The organism is Psychrobacter sp. JCM 18901 (assembly GCF_000586435.1).
Taxonomy (GTDB): domain Bacteria; phylum Pseudomonadota; class Gammaproteobacteria; order Pseudomonadales; family Moraxellaceae; genus Psychrobacter.
The window spans coordinates 126,988-141,748 of sequence record NZ_BAWH01000004.1; the positions used below are offsets into that span (position 1 = coordinate 126,988).

Genomic DNA, 14,761 nt, shown 5'->3' on the forward strand with positions numbered 1-14,761 from the left:
AAGCGGATAATCTGACTGAAAGAGGATAAATGAGATGACTAGACAATCACAGGAAGGCGTTACTCTTATCGTAGTATTGATGTTTTTAATGCTCATTACTTTAGTGGGTATTATTGCGGTTAAGAGAAGTACAACAGATTTAAAAGTAGCCACTGCTGATCAAATAGACACGTTTTTATTAAACTCTTCAGATAGCGCAAATAAGCGTATTGAGAAAATATTTGATAACGATACAGATCAAGATTATGTAGATGCAGTGATAGAAGGGACGGGAATGTTTGGCTATTATCTTTCTCAAGCAGGTAGTACAAATCGCGATGATCAATATATCTTTTGTTATAACGCGCGACTAAATAGCTTTGCTAAATTGAATCAAGCCAGCATCGTAAAACCTAATGGGGGTACGGTGATGACAACGGGTAGTGGATACTGTGATATATCAAAGACGGAAAGCTACTCTAGTGCTCGTAGTAACTCAGTAACGCAAATTAATATTACTCGCCCATCGCGTGTAGTTGTAGGACAAGGGGGCTTTAAATCAGTAACACAAGGATCTGGTATACAAGCTAATGAGCCAAGCAACGAGTCTGCCGTCTTTAATATTCGTTCTACTTCTATATTACCTAGTCTATCGAATGCTAGTAAAGAAGATATAAACGACTGTCTTAAAAAACCTATTGACCCTAATGATGGTAGCACTGAATCACTGGATGAATGTATGAAAGACGAGGGGGTTGCGACTAAAACACTAGTTCAGCAAGCTTATGTTAAGAACGTCATAGACAATACTGTTTGTTATGGGTTTGGTGTAGGAGACGGTAAAATAGATGAAGATTGTCAGAAACTGGTTGGCATTGATGTCAATGGTAACCGTAAGACAGCCGCTAACAATTAATTGATAGATAAACAAACAAACAAGGCCTCCATTAGTCCTTTTAACAGTTGTAGTTAAATAAGAGTACTCATCATGATTTTAAAAAAAGCTCATACTTAATCAGTTACGATATTCTAAGCTTAGCCAGACTGTTAAGCCTTTATGCTATGCCGTTGCACTCTCTATGGTGGCCTTACCCGTTAATGCGGGTAGGAACGATCTGGGTGATTTGGAAATATATAAAGCAGCAGAATCAGGTGGTGCTGTCTTAACTTTAATGCTTGATACATCAGGATCTATGGACACTGTCGATTTTGGTAGAGAATCTCGTCTTACTATCTTAAAAAAAATGCTTTAATTGAGCTTTTTGAGAAAAAAAGACGTCAATGGTAATTACATATTATCAAGTAAAAACATGATCGGCTTAGGAAACTATTCTGTTGATAAAACAGGTAGTGGTAGTGTAAATAATAAAGCTGGTAGAATCATTGTCCCTGCACGTGAGTTGGATGAAAATCAGCGAACATTACTGATTAATGCGATAAGAAGTTTTAGGGCGAGTGGTGGTACACCCGCTGCTAATGCTTATGCTGAAGCAGGTGCTTATATGATGGGTACCAGGACTGCTGAAACAGAAGAAAAAAAACTGCTTACAAAATACTAGGAAGAATATCTTATATTGAGAGTGGAGGTAAACGCATATTTACTATACAAGCTTGTAACGCTAATTCTTCTATAGTCACTGATTTATCTTCTGGAGGAAGAAATCCAACCTCTATTCCTGTTGTTGATTGTATACAGGGTAATTATAGTGATATTAGGGTAGAGACAAGTAGTACTGGTTGGTCTGCGAAGGACTTAGGCGATTTTGATACATTAGCCAATAGTATTGTCCCCGGTAACTCTGATGACAAATGGACTCAAAAGGATGAAAATATTCGCTATTATCTTAAAAAAAACCAAAAAGGGATGATAGTTAAAGATACTGATGCAAGTGGTTATGCCGTATCTTCTGAAGACACTAAAGATCCTGCTAACGGATATCTAAACTATAAAGCACCAGTCTCTGATTCACAGTGTAGTGGTTATGGAATATATTTCTTGACAGATGGCGAGCCTAATAATAGTTCAAGTAATACTGCCTCTAAGTTAATGAATTTAAGCCTTAAAGGTAATACAAGCTCATTAAATATAAATAAAAAATGTCCTGATGGCTTGGAAGATGGTAGATATGGCGCAGATGGGGCATGGTCATGCATGGGTGATTATTCTAAGAAATTACGAGATGTGACTAACCCTTCCAAACGCTCAATACTAACCGCCACTGTTGGGTTTGGTAAAGAATTTGCTGGTATTAAGACTTCGGTAGATGGCGCTGGTAAGACGGTATATCATTGTGATGAGTCAGCATCATCATCATATAAACCTTCTCAAGATGCTAAAAACCTGTGTGAGTTAGGTAGTGAGGCCTATGGTGGCGGTGGTTTTTACTACACGACAGATGCAGATAGCCTTGCAGCCAGCGTGACAAGCTTCACTGCTAAACTAACTCAGGTTATTGAAACTGCCCCTTCAGGCACCATTACGATTCCCAATGATCCACTAAGCTCTACTAATTTACAGCCGTTTGCTTATTTACCTATGCTCGAGCCAAAAGTAGCTGGTTCTCAGTATGTATGGCCTGGAAATTTAAAGAAATACAATGTCTATCAAGGTACGCTATATGGTAAATCTACTTTCCCATTTAGTGAGTCTAGTAGATTATATGTAGATGATGATGATGATGATTTTCCAGATGATTTAAGCGCAAGTACTCAAGATCTGTGGAGTACTACAGATTACAAAAATGATAAAGGTGAGAGCTCAAATAACTCAATTTATGCGGGTGGCGCTTACGCACGGCTGAAAGCGCCTATTACTGCCACGCCTGACTCGACACGTAATGTCTATGTCGAGAGTGATGACAAGCTTGTCAATGTAAAGGTTGAGAGTGGAGTCGTATCAGGTTTTGATAAGCTAGATGGTACTTATGGCGTTAAAGAAAAATTATATCTGTTATCTTTTTTTAGGCTATAGCGTACCAGTAGATGCCACAGCAAATATTATGGCTTTAGACACAGTAGCTGAACAAACAACAGCATTTAATGACATAGTAAAAAAATCCACCAACTCAAGAGGTGAAGGTATTAGGAGGCGTAGTACACTCTAAACCAAAGCAAGTATCCTACGGTGCAGACTTTACAACTGATGGTGAGATATCTAACGATGAAAAAGATCGTGATGACTATATTATGTTTGGCTCTATGGACGGAGCACTACATTTAGTATCATCAGAAAAAGGCGAAGAAACATTTGCCTTTATTCCTAAAACTATTATCAAACAGCAATTAAAAGCGCTAAAAGCAGACAGTGAAGGCGCTGTAGGTAGAACTGTATTCGGCGTTGACGCACCATGGACGAGTAGTTCAGTACTAGAATATGACTTTTCAGGAACGCCCAAAAAAAGTAAAGGCGACGTCAGTAAAAGCATATGGTGGCCTAAGAATGGGCGGTAAAGGCGTATACGGCTTGGATCTAACTACAAAAGATAAACCAACCTTCTTATTCTCTAAAAATACGACTGATGCTGGATTTTCTCGTTTAGGACAAGTTTGGAGTGAACCTACAGTCGCAAAAATTAGAATGAAGAAAGGAACAAAATACGAGTCTAAAGATGTGATTATCGTTGCTGGTGGTTATGATACTTGCTATGAGAATCCAAGTTTCAAATTACAAACTAGTGGTGACAATACAAGTTGCGATAAAAAAACGCAGGCAGAAGGTAATGCGGTTTATATATTAGATGCTAGTGATGGTAGTATTATCTCGTCTATATCTGGTAGCGATAGTGGTACAAACCACACTAAAGTGACGAGCATGAATCATAGTGTGGTAGGTGGAATTACTGCTTTGGATCGGGATGATGATGGCAATATTGACCACCTCTATTATGCTGATTTGGGTGGTAGTGTTTATCGCGTGGATCTGAATGCAGGTGCGGCAAATGCTAATCTAGTTAAACGAGTTGTTAGAGTGCTTAAGGCCAGCTCGGATGACCAGACAGTACCGTATCGATTCTATGAAAGACCTATAGTCAGTTTCTATACTAGCCCTTACCAGGAAATATTTGCGTCGGTAACTGTTGCATCAGGAGATCGCAGTACGCCGCTTTCTATGCTGAGAGATACTGATAACCCTAACTATTTATTTAATCTTTTTGATTATGATATCGCTCAATCCAGTATATTTAGCTATACAAATGACAAACTAATATCGAAAGATAAAACAGTTAACGATCTTGTTAGTCTTCCATTTAAGCAAAATAATACCCTGAAGAACTTAACGAATCGCAAAGCGTCTTACAGACGATAGCAAAAGGAGCGTACAACGATACCAAAAAGCGTTATGTCTACGACTATGCAGGATGGCGCTATCCACTAACCTATTTTGATGGGTATAGCGGTGTTGAAGGGGTAAAGTCAGTAGGAGAGCCTTTAGCATATGGCAATAGATTATATACAACTGTCTATAGTCCAGAAATGGTTTATGATCAGACAAATAACTGTTCTGCTAGAGTAGTAGGTGGCTCAGAAAGACAAACATACTGTATGCCTTATGGAATATGTGAGGATACTGAGTCACTTGACGGAACAGCTGGATATACTCGGGCTGGTAAAGGAATACAAGAACTGACATTAGGTGCTTATAGTAAAGACCAGCGTAATGTCAAAATGCTGATCGGTCCACAGTCACTGGCTGACCAAGTTAAAATTGCTAATCGAAATAACAATAATGTTGGTTCAGGGGGATTAAACCAAACCGATGAGGCGGGTTTGCAAGTAACAAACAACACTGTTGTGAATGATGGTACAACTGGTAGTGGTGGTAAGTCTGATAATGTAGTCGCTACGAACGGTAAGGCAACAAGTGATAGTAACCTTGGATATGAAAAGTACAAATTCATACCGAAAAGATGGTACGAGCTTTATGAAGAGGACAAATAGAGTGTATGCTTCAGCTGACACTATTGGCAATAACTCCAGCTCTCACTCGTCAGGTTTTACTCTAATAGAGTTGATGATCGTAGTAGTGATTATCGCGGTACTAGCAGCTATCGCAATCCCAAGCTATCGTCAGTATGCGATTATGAATGCTGAACGTGATGTACAAGCTAAAATGTTGCAGTTAGAGATACAGTTAGAGCGATGGCGAGCAACAGCGTTAACTTATAAAGGTTTTAGACCAAAAATAGTTAGCAGTAGTAGCACAGCGACGTACGCCTATGATGCTAACAACACAACTATCTATGTCCCTCAAGGTAGTGATTCAACCAATTATCGTTATCAGATCACATTAGTGGATGGTGTCAATACTGCTAGCTCATTAGTACCAGCTACTACGACAGGTATTGATAATACAACTGGTAGAAGCTGGAAGATGCTAGCTGAACCAAGAGGTTCGGGGGTTACAGAATATGCTAGCTATTTTATGATATCTAGCACAGGTTTAAGCTGTCAAAATAACAGTAAAGTGAAAATAGGAGATAGTGATTGTGGTACGGGTCAAGGAGAGTGGTGATGCGGATTGACTCAAACACGACAGTCACCGTTTTTAAGAAGCAGTCTGGTTTTACATTGATCGAACTAATGATCGTCATTGCTATTATTGGAATCTTAGTGGCTATAGCTTATCCAAGCTATCAGCAGTATGTTATCAAGACTAAGCGTACCGATATGATGAGCGAGATGCATAATATTGCGTCTGAAATCCAGAGTCGTAAATTGGCGCAAGGTGCGTATAGTAACGCTCTAATTGCAGGGTTAAGCGGTGACTACCCTAAGCAAGGTGATGCTCTATATACGGTAAGCTTCACTCCTAATCCGCTCACTTCGGAATGGAGTATTATAGCTACGCCCAAGAATGGTAGTCAAATAACGAATGATGGTACATTGAGTTTGAATTTTCAAGGCATAAAATGTCGTGGAGATAATCCGAACAATAAATGCGGAACAGGTGATGAATGGAGATGACCTGTTAGTGACATACTTCATGTTTATCTGACAAAAAAACGTCATCTTTAATTACACTGGCTCCTATAAATTATATAAACTGACAATTTTTAGCAAGTTAAGAGTAACACTAATCAAAATATATAGGTAAAAATAGTACGTAATTGACAATATTGAATGTGTCGTACATTTTATGTATTGATTTAGAAGTAATGATCACTGTATTTATAAATTGGCATGATAAGTGCTTTATCTAATATAAGAAGTAAATAAATTATATAACTGAAGATAAGCTGTCCATTAAGCTATTTTCTTATTCTCTAAAAAGGAAATCATATGAACGCTCAAAAAGGTTTTACCCTAATCGAATTAATGATCGTTATCGCCATTATCGGTATTCTAGCTGCGATAGCACTACCTGCTTATCAAGACTATACGAAGCGTGCCCGTGTTGGTGAAGCTTTAAGTCTAGCTGGTGGTGCTAAAACAGCAGTAACTGAGTTTTATTCTTCTAACAACGCATGGCCTGCCAACAATACGTCAGCAGGTCTCCCTGCAACTCCAGCAGATATTAACGGTAATTCAGTAACTAGTGTTACAGTAAATAATGGTAAAATTTCTGTAGCAGTTAAAGATAACATTGAAAATGGCAAGGTATTGATATTATCACCTAGTGCCGCAACAGGTAGTGTAACTTGGAACTGTAAGGCTGCCGCTGGTACTACTATCAATGTTAAATTCCTTCCATCAGAATGCCGTACTTAAATATTGATATATTATTTTGTCAAAAAGGGGGGAGGGCTATATGCTCTCCTTTTTTTTATATTATTATTTTGTTATATAAGTATTGTCTATGTTGACACGCATTAAATCCTCATTGAATACTGATTTGGTATTAGTGTCCATTGTATTATTAGCTTATGCAGTAGGGACTCTGACCGTATTAAGGTTTTTACCCAGTCAGTTGGATTTTATCCCTAATACTATTGTCATTTTTATTCTTAGTGCAGGTTTAGGGCTAATATTAATAAGAGCACGTTTATCAAAAATTGGCCTAGATACCATTTTTTTGGCTGCTATTATTTGTGTGGGTAGCTATCCAGCCTTTTTTTATTCATTACGACTATTTGGATAATATAATATTTCCATTAGCCATTTTATTGTCGTGTCTTACCTTGTCTTTCGTTACTAATAACATTAAAGACAAGTCAGTTGTTGTCGTTTATCTAGCATATGGACTTGTAGTAATTGGTGTGTTGAATTTTTTTAGTTCAATTACAACAATATCTAGGTACTCGTTATATCCTACCGATTGTATTTATCAATCCAGATGATATACGTTTTTATGGTAACGTTGCTCAGCCTAATCAGCTTGCTTTTATCTATGCACTGGCTATCAGTGGTTGTCATTTTGTATACAGTGAATATATCGCTAGATACCGTCTATGTATATTACCAATACTGTTTATATTGAGTACAGGGGTTGCCTTGTCTAGTAGTCGTGGCGGTCTGATTCTTATCATTGCTTCTTTGTTCTTTTATATACTAAGTACTAAGGGTTGGGCTACTATTACTAAAAATATAATGGTAGTTTGTACTGCAATGTTTTTAGGTTATATTTTTGGCTTATATCTATTAGATATTTATGTACAGCCAACAACAGCTGATGCAGTAACTAGAATGTCTGAAGGTAGCCTATATTTACGAGTAGAGCAGTTTCAGCAAGCATGGATGCAGTTTAAGTATCATCAGTTTACAGGGGTGGGTTTAGGTAATTTACTAGCGGACAGTCTAGAGCATATTAATGAGATGAAGTGGTTCGTTTTTTTCTATGCATAGTCATAACATAGTTTCGCAAGTCGCTGCTGAGTTAGGGGTTATTGGTCTGTTACTTTTATTTTTTTCCACTATTTATATTAATACGAAGTCTCAAAGGAAATAGTACACCGCATAATGGGTTATTGTTCACGAGTTTGCTAATTATTGGTCTATATTCTTTTAGTGAATACCCTCTTTGGTATACTAGATATTTGATTCTAGCTGTATTTCTATTAGCATTGATTAATACCAAAGTATTTAATGTAAATCTTAAATTAAATGTACTATTCGTTATATTGTGCTGCATTATCACTGTAGGTAGTGCTTACTATTATGTTCAATATAAGCAATATAGCCAAGTCCATAAATATACATTATCGTATGACTATAGCATTCTTGATGAAATGTCCGATGATGAAAGGGATGAGTTCTCTAAGTATCAGATAGATATAGTTAATAATTTACCTTCTATCTTTGGATTTTCTGATTATAAAGAGTTATTTATTTATTATCTGCTACCGACAAATTCTGAGCAGCTAAATGATAAGATTGCAGTCGGTAATCGTGTATTGACAAAGTATTTGGATGTCAATATTTTAATCAAACAAGGCATATACTTAGCATTAAACGATCAACCAGAGGAAGCTTTGTACCTGTTTAAAGGTGCCTGTACGCTAAATCATAATCAAAAATGTAACGAAGTCAGTAAGATTTTACAGAAATTGGCTGATGCCAATGTAAAATTCAGAAATATAAATGATGCTTATATTAAATGGGAAATAGAAAATAATTTCTCTTAATGTGTTCGAGGGTAAGCGATAATAGAAGTGACGGTGGTGTAATGCAGCGATATTTATGGCAATACTTAAGTTTACGCCTTATTACAGGATGGCTGATAGTTGCGATACTGCCAGCTATTATTCTATTCTGGAACTATATCCTTAGTGATAATATTCAAATCACTCAGATCAATAGTGTGATTGCTAGTAGTAGTGTTATAGTATTTAGCTTGATAACTTTAGAACGTCTGACCCAATTCCCTGGTCAGAAGTCGATGGTCACGGTATTGCCTACGCTGCTAGGCATCGGAATAATAGTAGGGCTGGTGCTTTTTATCTTTCGTCTACCTTATTCTGTCTATTATCTAATCGCTAGTGCGGTTTTAGGGATGCTCTTTTGCTTTACTTCCCAAGTATATTTACGGGCCGTCACGCAAGTGGTTATAGGCTATGTGCCTATCGGTCGATCTCAGAGCTTATTAGATATCACCCATGTGCGTTGGGTAGAGTTGACGCCATGCTTCAAGCCTACTCATCTTAGCTTGTCTTTTCATGCGGTCGTCGCTGATTTAGCAGATCAATCGCTGTCCGCAGAGTGGGAGCAGCTATTAGCAGAGACTGCGCTGCAAGGTACGCCCGTCTATAATGTGCTGCAAGTGCGCGAGTCGCTGACAGGGCGACTGCCTATCAAACACTTATATGAAAATAACCTTGGCTCACTACTGCATCGCAGAGTTATTTATTAATAAAACGCCTAATGGATACGCTAGTTATTATAATGACTGCGCCTGTAGTAATACCTGTAGTATTACTAGTTGCCATAGGTATCAGATGGCAAAACCGTCATAATCATGAATCAGTATTATTTACTCAGCATCGTATAGGACAAGGAGGTAAACTATTTACCATGTATAAGTTTCGCAGTATGATAGCTGATGCTGAATCTAATGGCGCTCAAATGGCGACGAGCAATGATATGAGGGTGACAAAATTTGGTAGCTTTATTAGGCAGACACGCTTGATGAATTACCGCAGTTCATTAATGTTTTAAGAGGTGAGATGAGCTTGATAGGTCCCAGACCTGAGCAGCTAGACTTCGTCAAACGCTTCAACGAAACCATACCTTTTTATCGTTATCGACATATTGTTAAGCCAGGAATATCAGGATGGGCACAAGTAATGCATGGTTATGCGAGTGATGAGGATGAAACTAAAGTTAAGCTTGAGCATGATTTATTTTATATTAAAAACTTTTCATTGACGTTAGACTTACTGATAGTAATTAAGACAATACAGACTATGGTTACGGGCTTTGGGGCAAGATGATAATGAATGAAGAAGGGAAAACGCTCGTTGTTCCAGTAATTCTTTGCGGAGGCTCGGGTACCCGTTTATGGCCGTTATCACGCGAGAGCTATCCTAAGCAGTTTTTAAAGCTAGCAGGCGCTCATTCATTATTTCAACAAACCCTACTACGAATAAAGTCTTTGACTCAGGCTGATTTGACCATACAAGAGCCTATTATCGTCACCAATGAAGCGCATCGGTTTTTAGTATTGGATCAGTTGCATCAGATTGATCAATCAGCAGAGATTATCTTAGAACCAATAGGTAAAAACACTGCACCATCTTTGACACTTGCGGCTTTAAAGGCTACTGATCTATACGAGAATGGAGTATTAATAGTGCTCCCTGCCGATCATGCTATTAATGATAATGATGACTTTTGCTCAACTCTGAATAATGCGGTTAGTGCAGTAACTGCCAATAAGATTAAGATAGGTACTTTAGGGATAAAACCTACTTATGCTGAAACAGGATATGGTTATATCGAATGTCAAATTGAGAGCACTGAGTCTAGTTATCATAAAATCGCAAGGTTCGTTGAAAAGCCTAATTTAAAGCTTGCGCAACAATATATTGAGCAGTCCAACTTTTATTGGAATAGTGGTGTATTTATTATCAAGAGCCAATTTTGGTTAACGGCAATTGAGAAGTTTGACAGCGATATTTTTGAGGGAACCGCTAGCGCTTGGTATAACAAAAAAATTAGACACACCTTTTATCAGACCTAATGCTGATTTATTCCAAGCTATACCCAGTAATTCTATTGACTATACGGTAATAGAGCCCTGCACTAGTACAGATAGTAACTACCAGTTAGGCATGTTTGAGTTAGCATCTGGGTGGAGTGATTTAGGAACTTGGGAAGCTGTTAGTGATTATCAGAAGACGGATAACGCTGATACTGATGGCAATGTCTGGCTAGGTGACGTCATAGGTATCGATACCGCTAACTGTTATGTCCATGCCGAACAGCGTTTGATCAGTCTATTAGGTGTAGATGATTTAATCATCGTGGATACCGATGATGCAATATTAATCGCAAACAAGTCACGTAGCAAGATGTCAAAAAAATAGTTAGCCAGCTCAAGAAAGACAAGCGAGTAGAGGCCACTACTCATCAAAAGGTTTATAGACCGTGGGGTTGGTATCAGAGTATAGATGAAAGCGAACGCTTCAAGGTTAAGCGGATCTGCGTGCAGCCAAAAGCCAGCTTAAGCCTACAAAAGCATCATCACCGTGCGGAGCATTGGGTAGTGGTGAAGGGTACGGCAGAAGTGCTATGTGATGATCAGACTATGCTACTCAGCGAAAACCAATCGACTTATATTCCACTAGGTGCTGTTCATCGCTTATCAAATCCAGGCAGCATTCCATTAGAGATGATAGAGGTACAGTCGGGTAGTTATTTAGAGGAAGACGATATCATCAGGCTAGAAGATAATTATGGTCGAGGATAAATTCGCCTAATGTGGGATAGGCTACTACCACTCAAGACGCAGCTATTAGGTCACGAAGGTATCAGGCGCTACGGTGCTAATACCGCATGGCTAATGGGTGAAAAAGTCCTGCGTATGTTTATGGGTCTGTTCGTAGGCATTTGGGTAGCGCGCTATCTAGGGCCTGAGCAGTTTGGACTCCTGAGTTACGCACAGAGCTTTGTTTTCTTATTTACCGCTATTGCGACGCTGGGTCTAGACAGTATTGTTGTAAGAGAGTTGGTAAAAGATAGCTCCCAGAAAAACGTCTTATTAGGTACGGCCTTTACCTTAAAGCTTATTGGCTCACTGTGTATCTTGCCGATCCTATGGTTCGGTGTGCAGTTCACTAGTAATGATAGCTATACCAATCTGCTTATCTTTATCATTGCCAGTGGCACGATATTCCAGAGCTTCAATGTGATAGATTTTTATTATCAATCATCTGTATTATCGAAGTATGTTGCCTTTGCTAATACATTAACGTTAGCGATATCGAGTATCGTCAAAATCATACTGATATTAAATCAAGCGCCATTACTAGCTTTCGCTATAGTAGGTGTATTTGATACTGTTATTTTATCGTTAGGGTTAATTTACTTCTACTGGCAAAAGACGCATTATTCATTAAAAGAATGGCAGTTTGATAAGGTAGTGGCGAAAAGGTTGCTGAAGGATTCTTGGCCTTTGCTAATAGGTGGACTATGTTTTGTAACTTTTTCAAATATAGATATAGTAATGTTGAAGCAATTCACCAGTGAAAGACAGGTTGGATTGTATTCTGCCGCTTATAAACTAACTAATCTTTGGTATTTCCTACCTGGTTTATTGCTTAGCTCTCTAGCGCCAGCTCTTATTAACGCTAAAAACGATCCTGTAAATTATGATAGCAGGTTGGGCTTATTGACATCTTTTCTATTCTGGATAGCCTTCACTATCGCACTATTCACTACAATTTTTTTCTAAATATATTGTATTAGTAACATATGGTAATCAGTACAAAGAAGCTGCAAACATAGTAGTCATTCTAATATGGGTCAATGTATTCATCTATTTAAATTCATCTTGGAACTACTCTAAAATTATACAAGGCAAAGAATATTCAATTTTATATTTTCATAGTTTAGCAGCGATATTAAATATAATTTCTAATGTACTTCTGATTCCTAAATATGGAGCTTATGGAGCTTCAGTTTCAATAATAATGGCTCTATTGATAACTATGCTGTTATTTTCCATCTTCGATTTGGATATGAGGAAAATTATAAAAACAGTATTTACCTTGGGAATTATTAAGAATGATAAAATTTTTTTTAGAGAAAAATTAGTATATTTAGTGAATCTATGGCGGAAAAGACCAATAAAAAATTACTATAATAAAAATTATGATAAAAAGGTTTTAATATCTTATATAACACAACCTTTTAGGAAACAGAGTTTCTCTCATACTAATTATTTCGAAGCTAAAGCCTTAGCTAAAGCAATGGATGATTTGGGCTACTTAGTAGACATTATCGAATACACAACGACTAGTATTAGCAATATGAATAACTATGATGTAATCTTAGGTTTTGGCGATATATTCAAATTTTATTTTGAGAACTCTACTAAAGAGATGAAAACCATATACTATGGTACAGGTATGCATGTTTGTCATCAGAACACAGCTACTCTTCAACGATTGAAAGATGTTTATCATAAAAAAAGGAATTTGGATAACAGGGTCTGTTAGGTATGTAGACAAAACTTGGTCATATCAGACTACGTTAGTTGATGGGATCATAGCTTTAGGTAACGAAGAATGCGCTTCAACTTACAAGAAGCATTATTCTGGGGCTGTTCATTCTATTCCTGTACCATGCTATGTAACTAAAGATGCTAAAGAAATTATTGAGAAAAGAGAGTCAGACTCTAATAGGCATTTCCTATGGTTTGGAAGCTCTGGATTAGTTCATAAAGGCTTGGACTTGCTATTAGACTATTTTTCTATAAATAGTCACATAAATTTGCATATATGCGGTGATATTTTTTATGAAAAAGAGTTCATACGTGTATACAGCGAAGAAATTTTTGAATCAGCCAATATCTATGTGTACGGCTTTGTTGATATAACAACGATTGAATTTGAAGATATTTTGAAAAAAATGTAGTTTTTCTATACTCCCTTCATGTTCGGAAGGAGGTTGTGCAAGTTTAGTGACGACCATAATGAATGGTGCGTTAATTCCTATTGCAACAAAAGAAACAAGTGTTAATTTGGAATATGGAATAGTCATCAAAGATTTTAGCTATAGAGAAATCGATAAAGCTATTAGGAAATCTTTGGATCTAAATGATGAAGAGATAATAAATTTGCAGAAAAAAAATCTAGAACACTTTTGTGTTGAGAATACGCATGACAATTATTTTGTGAATTTAAAAGAATCATTGGAGTCCATTCTGAATGACTAAATGCAAAGTTTGCAATTCAGCTTCAACAAAAAAATTCAAAGCATTAATTCTTAAAAAAATACGTAATTCAATATTATCTTTGCTCTAAATGTAAGTTCATCCAAACAGAAGAACCATATTGGTTAGATGAAGCTTACAAACAACCTATTAATACAAGTGATACAGGCTATATATCTAGGAATTTGTTAATTTCCAAAAAGTTAACATTTCTACTTTACTTTGTGTTCGATAAGAATGGAAAATATCTTGATTATGCTGCAGGTTATGGTGTTCTAGTAAGAATGATGAGAGATATTGGTTTTAATTTCTATTGGGAAGATAAATATACAGATAATCTATTTTCTAAAGGTTTTGAATGGAATAAGGATACCTTTTTACAAGCAGTGACTGCTTTCGAAGTATTTGAACACTTCGTCAATCCTATTAAAGAAATTGAAAATCTATTAGGTATATCAGATACTATTATATTTACGACAGAGCTTTATCCTAAACATAATGCTTCACCTGAAGAGTGGTGGTATTTTGGTTTAGATCATGGTCAACATATCTCTTTCTATTCTCAAGAAACCTTATATTATATAGCTAAAAAGTATGACTTGAGATTCTATTCAGATGGATTTATTCATATTCTGACTCGTAATCATATATCTTCTACCAAAATAAAATTATCTAGACTTTCAAATTATGGTGTATCTAAGGTAATTAGTAGATTTTTGATGACTTCTAGAACATTTGCAGATCATCAGCAGATCGTCAGATAATTAACGGACTACTTAGATGAAAATAACTTATGACAATCAAATTTTTAACATGCAGAAATATGGTGGAATATCGAGATATTATACTGAGCTAGCGTTCCAATTGTATGACGAGAGCATAGACACGAAGGTATTTGCTGGACTCCATAAAAACGAGTACATCCAAAAGTATGAAGCTAGCTTCATAATAGGCAAGCAGACAACTTATTTA

The 14,761-nt window shown here is 36.9% G+C and carries 22 protein-coding genes and 2 pseudogenes; all 24 read left to right on the forward strand.

Features of this window, described 5'->3' with window-relative positions; all coding sequences use genetic code 11:
* Positions 1-34 precede the first annotated feature (34 nt).
* The 24 genes and pseudogenes from TT11_RS05055 to TT11_RS05165 all read left to right on the forward strand — a co-directional run bounded on the left by TT11_RS05055 (position 35) and on the right by TT11_RS05165 (position 14,553).
* Entirely contained in the window at positions 35-895 is an 861-nt protein-coding gene (locus TT11_RS05055) for a PilX N-terminal domain-containing pilus assembly protein (protein WP_201568335.1), read from the forward strand.
* A 163-nt stretch (positions 896-1,058) separates the two neighbouring features.
* Positions 1,059-1,232, forward strand: a complete 174-nt coding sequence (locus TT11_RS05060; RefSeq protein WP_261869308.1) for a hypothetical protein — start codon at positions 1,059-1,061, stop codon at positions 1,230-1,232.
* Between the two features lie 9 nt (positions 1,233-1,241).
* A complete protein-coding gene (locus tag TT11_RS05065) occupies positions 1,242-1,538 on the forward strand; it encodes a hypothetical protein (protein ID WP_261869309.1) in 297 nt (98 codons plus the stop codon).
* 305 nt (positions 1,539-1,843) lie between these two features.
* Positions 1,844-2,950, forward strand: a complete 1,107-nt coding sequence (locus TT11_RS05070; RefSeq protein WP_261869310.1) for a hypothetical protein — start codon at positions 1,844-1,846, stop codon at positions 2,948-2,950.
* Between the two features lie 101 nt (positions 2,951-3,051).
* Positions 3,052-3,429, forward strand: a complete 378-nt coding sequence (locus tag TT11_RS05075) for a hypothetical protein (RefSeq protein WP_261869311.1) — start codon at positions 3,052-3,054, stop codon at positions 3,427-3,429.
* The gene (locus tag TT11_RS05080; protein WP_261869313.1) at positions 3,419-4,285 is read left to right on the forward strand and encodes a PilC/PilY family type IV pilus protein; all 867 of its coding nucleotides are present in this window, start codon (positions 3,419-3,421) and stop codon (positions 4,283-4,285) included. The genes TT11_RS05075 and TT11_RS05080 overlap by 11 nt, the downstream gene beginning before the upstream one ends.
* Positions 4,286-4,452: 167 nt before the next feature.
* Positions 4,453-4,917: a hypothetical protein gene (locus tag TT11_RS05085; protein WP_261869315.1), complete on the forward strand. Its 465-nt coding sequence runs from the start codon at positions 4,453-4,455 to the stop codon at positions 4,915-4,917.
* A 1-nt stretch (position 4,918) separates the two neighbouring features.
* On the forward strand, positions 4,919-5,491 hold the full coding sequence (locus tag TT11_RS05090; protein WP_305079960.1) for a prepilin-type N-terminal cleavage/methylation domain-containing protein: 573 nt from the start codon (positions 4,919-4,921) through the stop codon (positions 5,489-5,491).
* Entirely contained in the window at positions 5,491-5,943 is a 453-nt protein-coding gene (locus TT11_RS05095) for a type IV pilin protein (protein ID WP_261869317.1), read from the forward strand. Before TT11_RS05090 ends, TT11_RS05095 begins: the two co-directional genes overlap by 1 nt.
* Before the next feature lie 315 nt (positions 5,944-6,258).
* Positions 6,259-6,687 (forward strand): pilin, encoded by a 429-nt coding sequence (locus TT11_RS05100; RefSeq protein ID WP_261869318.1) that lies wholly within the window; start codon positions 6,259-6,261, stop codon positions 6,685-6,687.
* A gap of 112 nt (positions 6,688-6,799) precedes the next feature.
* Positions 6,800-7,057 carry a hypothetical protein gene (locus tag TT11_RS05105; protein WP_261869319.1) on the forward strand — a complete coding sequence of 86 codons (258 nt, stop codon included), beginning with the start codon at positions 6,800-6,802 and terminating at the stop codon, positions 7,055-7,057.
* Positions 7,058-7,392: 335 nt separating this feature from the next.
* Positions 7,393-7,761 carry an O-antigen ligase family protein gene (locus TT11_RS05110; RefSeq protein ID WP_261869321.1) on the forward strand — a complete coding sequence of 123 codons (369 nt, stop codon included), beginning with the start codon at positions 7,393-7,395 and terminating at the stop codon, positions 7,759-7,761.
* 134 nt (positions 7,762-7,895) lie between these two features.
* A complete protein-coding gene (locus tag TT11_RS05115; RefSeq protein ID WP_261869322.1) occupies positions 7,896-8,540 on the forward strand; it encodes a Wzy polymerase domain-containing protein in 645 nt (214 codons plus the stop codon).
* Positions 8,541-8,581: 41 nt separating this feature from the next.
* A complete protein-coding gene (locus TT11_RS05120; protein WP_261869323.1) occupies positions 8,582-9,265 on the forward strand; it encodes a hypothetical protein in 684 nt (227 codons plus the stop codon).
* Positions 9,266-9,297: 32 nt separating this feature from the next.
* Positions 9,298-9,845: pseudogene (locus TT11_RS05125) on the forward strand (sugar transferase).
* 2 nt (positions 9,846-9,847) lie between these two features.
* Entirely contained in the window at positions 9,848-10,594 is a 747-nt protein-coding gene (locus TT11_RS05130) for a mannose-1-phosphate guanylyltransferase (RefSeq protein ID WP_261869324.1), read from the forward strand.
* A 91-nt stretch (positions 10,595-10,685) separates the two neighbouring features.
* Positions 10,686-10,940, forward strand: a complete 255-nt coding sequence (locus TT11_RS05135) for a hypothetical protein (RefSeq protein ID WP_261869326.1) — start codon at positions 10,686-10,688, stop codon at positions 10,938-10,940.
* A complete protein-coding gene (locus tag TT11_RS05140; protein WP_261869360.1) occupies positions 10,937-11,323 on the forward strand; it encodes a cupin domain-containing protein in 387 nt (128 codons plus the stop codon). The genes TT11_RS05135 and TT11_RS05140 overlap by 4 nt, the downstream gene beginning before the upstream one ends.
* 9 nt (positions 11,324-11,332) lie before the next feature.
* A complete protein-coding gene (locus TT11_RS05145; protein ID WP_261869327.1) occupies positions 11,333-12,307 on the forward strand; it encodes a flippase in 975 nt (324 codons plus the stop codon).
* Between the two features lie 64 nt (positions 12,308-12,371).
* Positions 12,372-12,569, forward strand: a pseudogene (locus TT11_RS17030) (polysaccharide biosynthesis C-terminal domain-containing protein); the annotation flags it as partial.
* A 54-nt stretch (positions 12,570-12,623) separates the two neighbouring features.
* Complete coding sequence (locus tag TT11_RS05150) at positions 12,624-13,073, forward strand: hypothetical protein (protein WP_261869328.1); 450 nt, start codon at positions 12,624-12,626, stop codon at positions 13,071-13,073.
* Complete coding sequence (locus TT11_RS05155) at positions 13,030-13,491, forward strand: hypothetical protein (RefSeq protein WP_261869329.1); 462 nt, start codon at positions 13,030-13,032, stop codon at positions 13,489-13,491. The genes TT11_RS05150 and TT11_RS05155 overlap by 44 nt, the downstream gene beginning before the upstream one ends.
* A 58-nt stretch (positions 13,492-13,549) precedes the next feature.
* Positions 13,550-13,792: a hypothetical protein gene (locus tag TT11_RS05160; protein ID WP_261869330.1), complete on the forward strand. Its 243-nt coding sequence runs from the start codon at positions 13,550-13,552 to the stop codon at positions 13,790-13,792.
* Positions 13,793-13,974: 182 nt separating this feature from the next.
* Positions 13,975-14,553 (forward strand): class I SAM-dependent methyltransferase, encoded by a 579-nt coding sequence (locus TT11_RS05165; protein ID WP_261869331.1) that lies wholly within the window; start codon positions 13,975-13,977, stop codon positions 14,551-14,553.
* Positions 14,554-14,761 lie beyond the last annotated feature (208 nt).

Bases quoted from the DNA above. Each gene is read 5' to 3' on its own strand.
- TT11_RS05055 (WP_201568335.1), top strand. From the start codon at position 35: ATGACTAGACAATCACAGGAAGGCGTTACTCTTATCGTAGTATTGATG.
- TT11_RS05060 (WP_261869308.1), top strand. From the start codon at position 1,059: ATGGTGGCCTTACCCGTTAATGCGGGTAGGAACGATCTGGGTGATTTG.
- TT11_RS05070 (WP_261869310.1), top strand. From the start codon at position 1,844: ATGATAGTTAAAGATACTGATGCAAGTGGTTATGCCGTATCTTCTGAA.
- TT11_RS05080 (WP_261869313.1), top strand. From the start codon at position 3,419: ATGGGCGGTAAAGGCGTATACGGCTTGGATCTAACTACAAAAGATAAA.
- TT11_RS05085 (WP_261869315.1), top strand. From the start codon at position 4,453: ATGGTTTATGATCAGACAAATAACTGTTCTGCTAGAGTAGTAGGTGGC.
- TT11_RS05095 (WP_261869317.1), top strand. From the start codon at position 5,491: ATGCGGATTGACTCAAACACGACAGTCACCGTTTTTAAGAAGCAGTCT.
- TT11_RS05100 (WP_261869318.1), top strand. From the start codon at position 6,259: ATGAACGCTCAAAAAGGTTTTACCCTAATCGAATTAATGATCGTTATC.
- TT11_RS05120 (WP_261869323.1), top strand. From the start codon at position 8,582: ATGCAGCGATATTTATGGCAATACTTAAGTTTACGCCTTATTACAGGA.
- TT11_RS05130 (WP_261869324.1), top strand. From the start codon at position 9,848: ATGAATGAAGAAGGGAAAACGCTCGTTGTTCCAGTAATTCTTTGCGGA.
- TT11_RS05135 (WP_261869326.1), top strand. From the start codon at position 10,686: ATGTTTGAGTTAGCATCTGGGTGGAGTGATTTAGGAACTTGGGAAGCT.
- TT11_RS05145 (WP_261869327.1), top strand. From the start codon at position 11,333: ATGTGGGATAGGCTACTACCACTCAAGACGCAGCTATTAGGTCACGAA.
- TT11_RS05155 (WP_261869329.1), top strand. From the start codon at position 13,030: ATGTTTATCATAAAAAAAGGAATTTGGATAACAGGGTCTGTTAGGTAT.
- TT11_RS05160 (WP_261869330.1), top strand. From the start codon at position 13,550: ATGAATGGTGCGTTAATTCCTATTGCAACAAAAGAAACAAGTGTTAAT.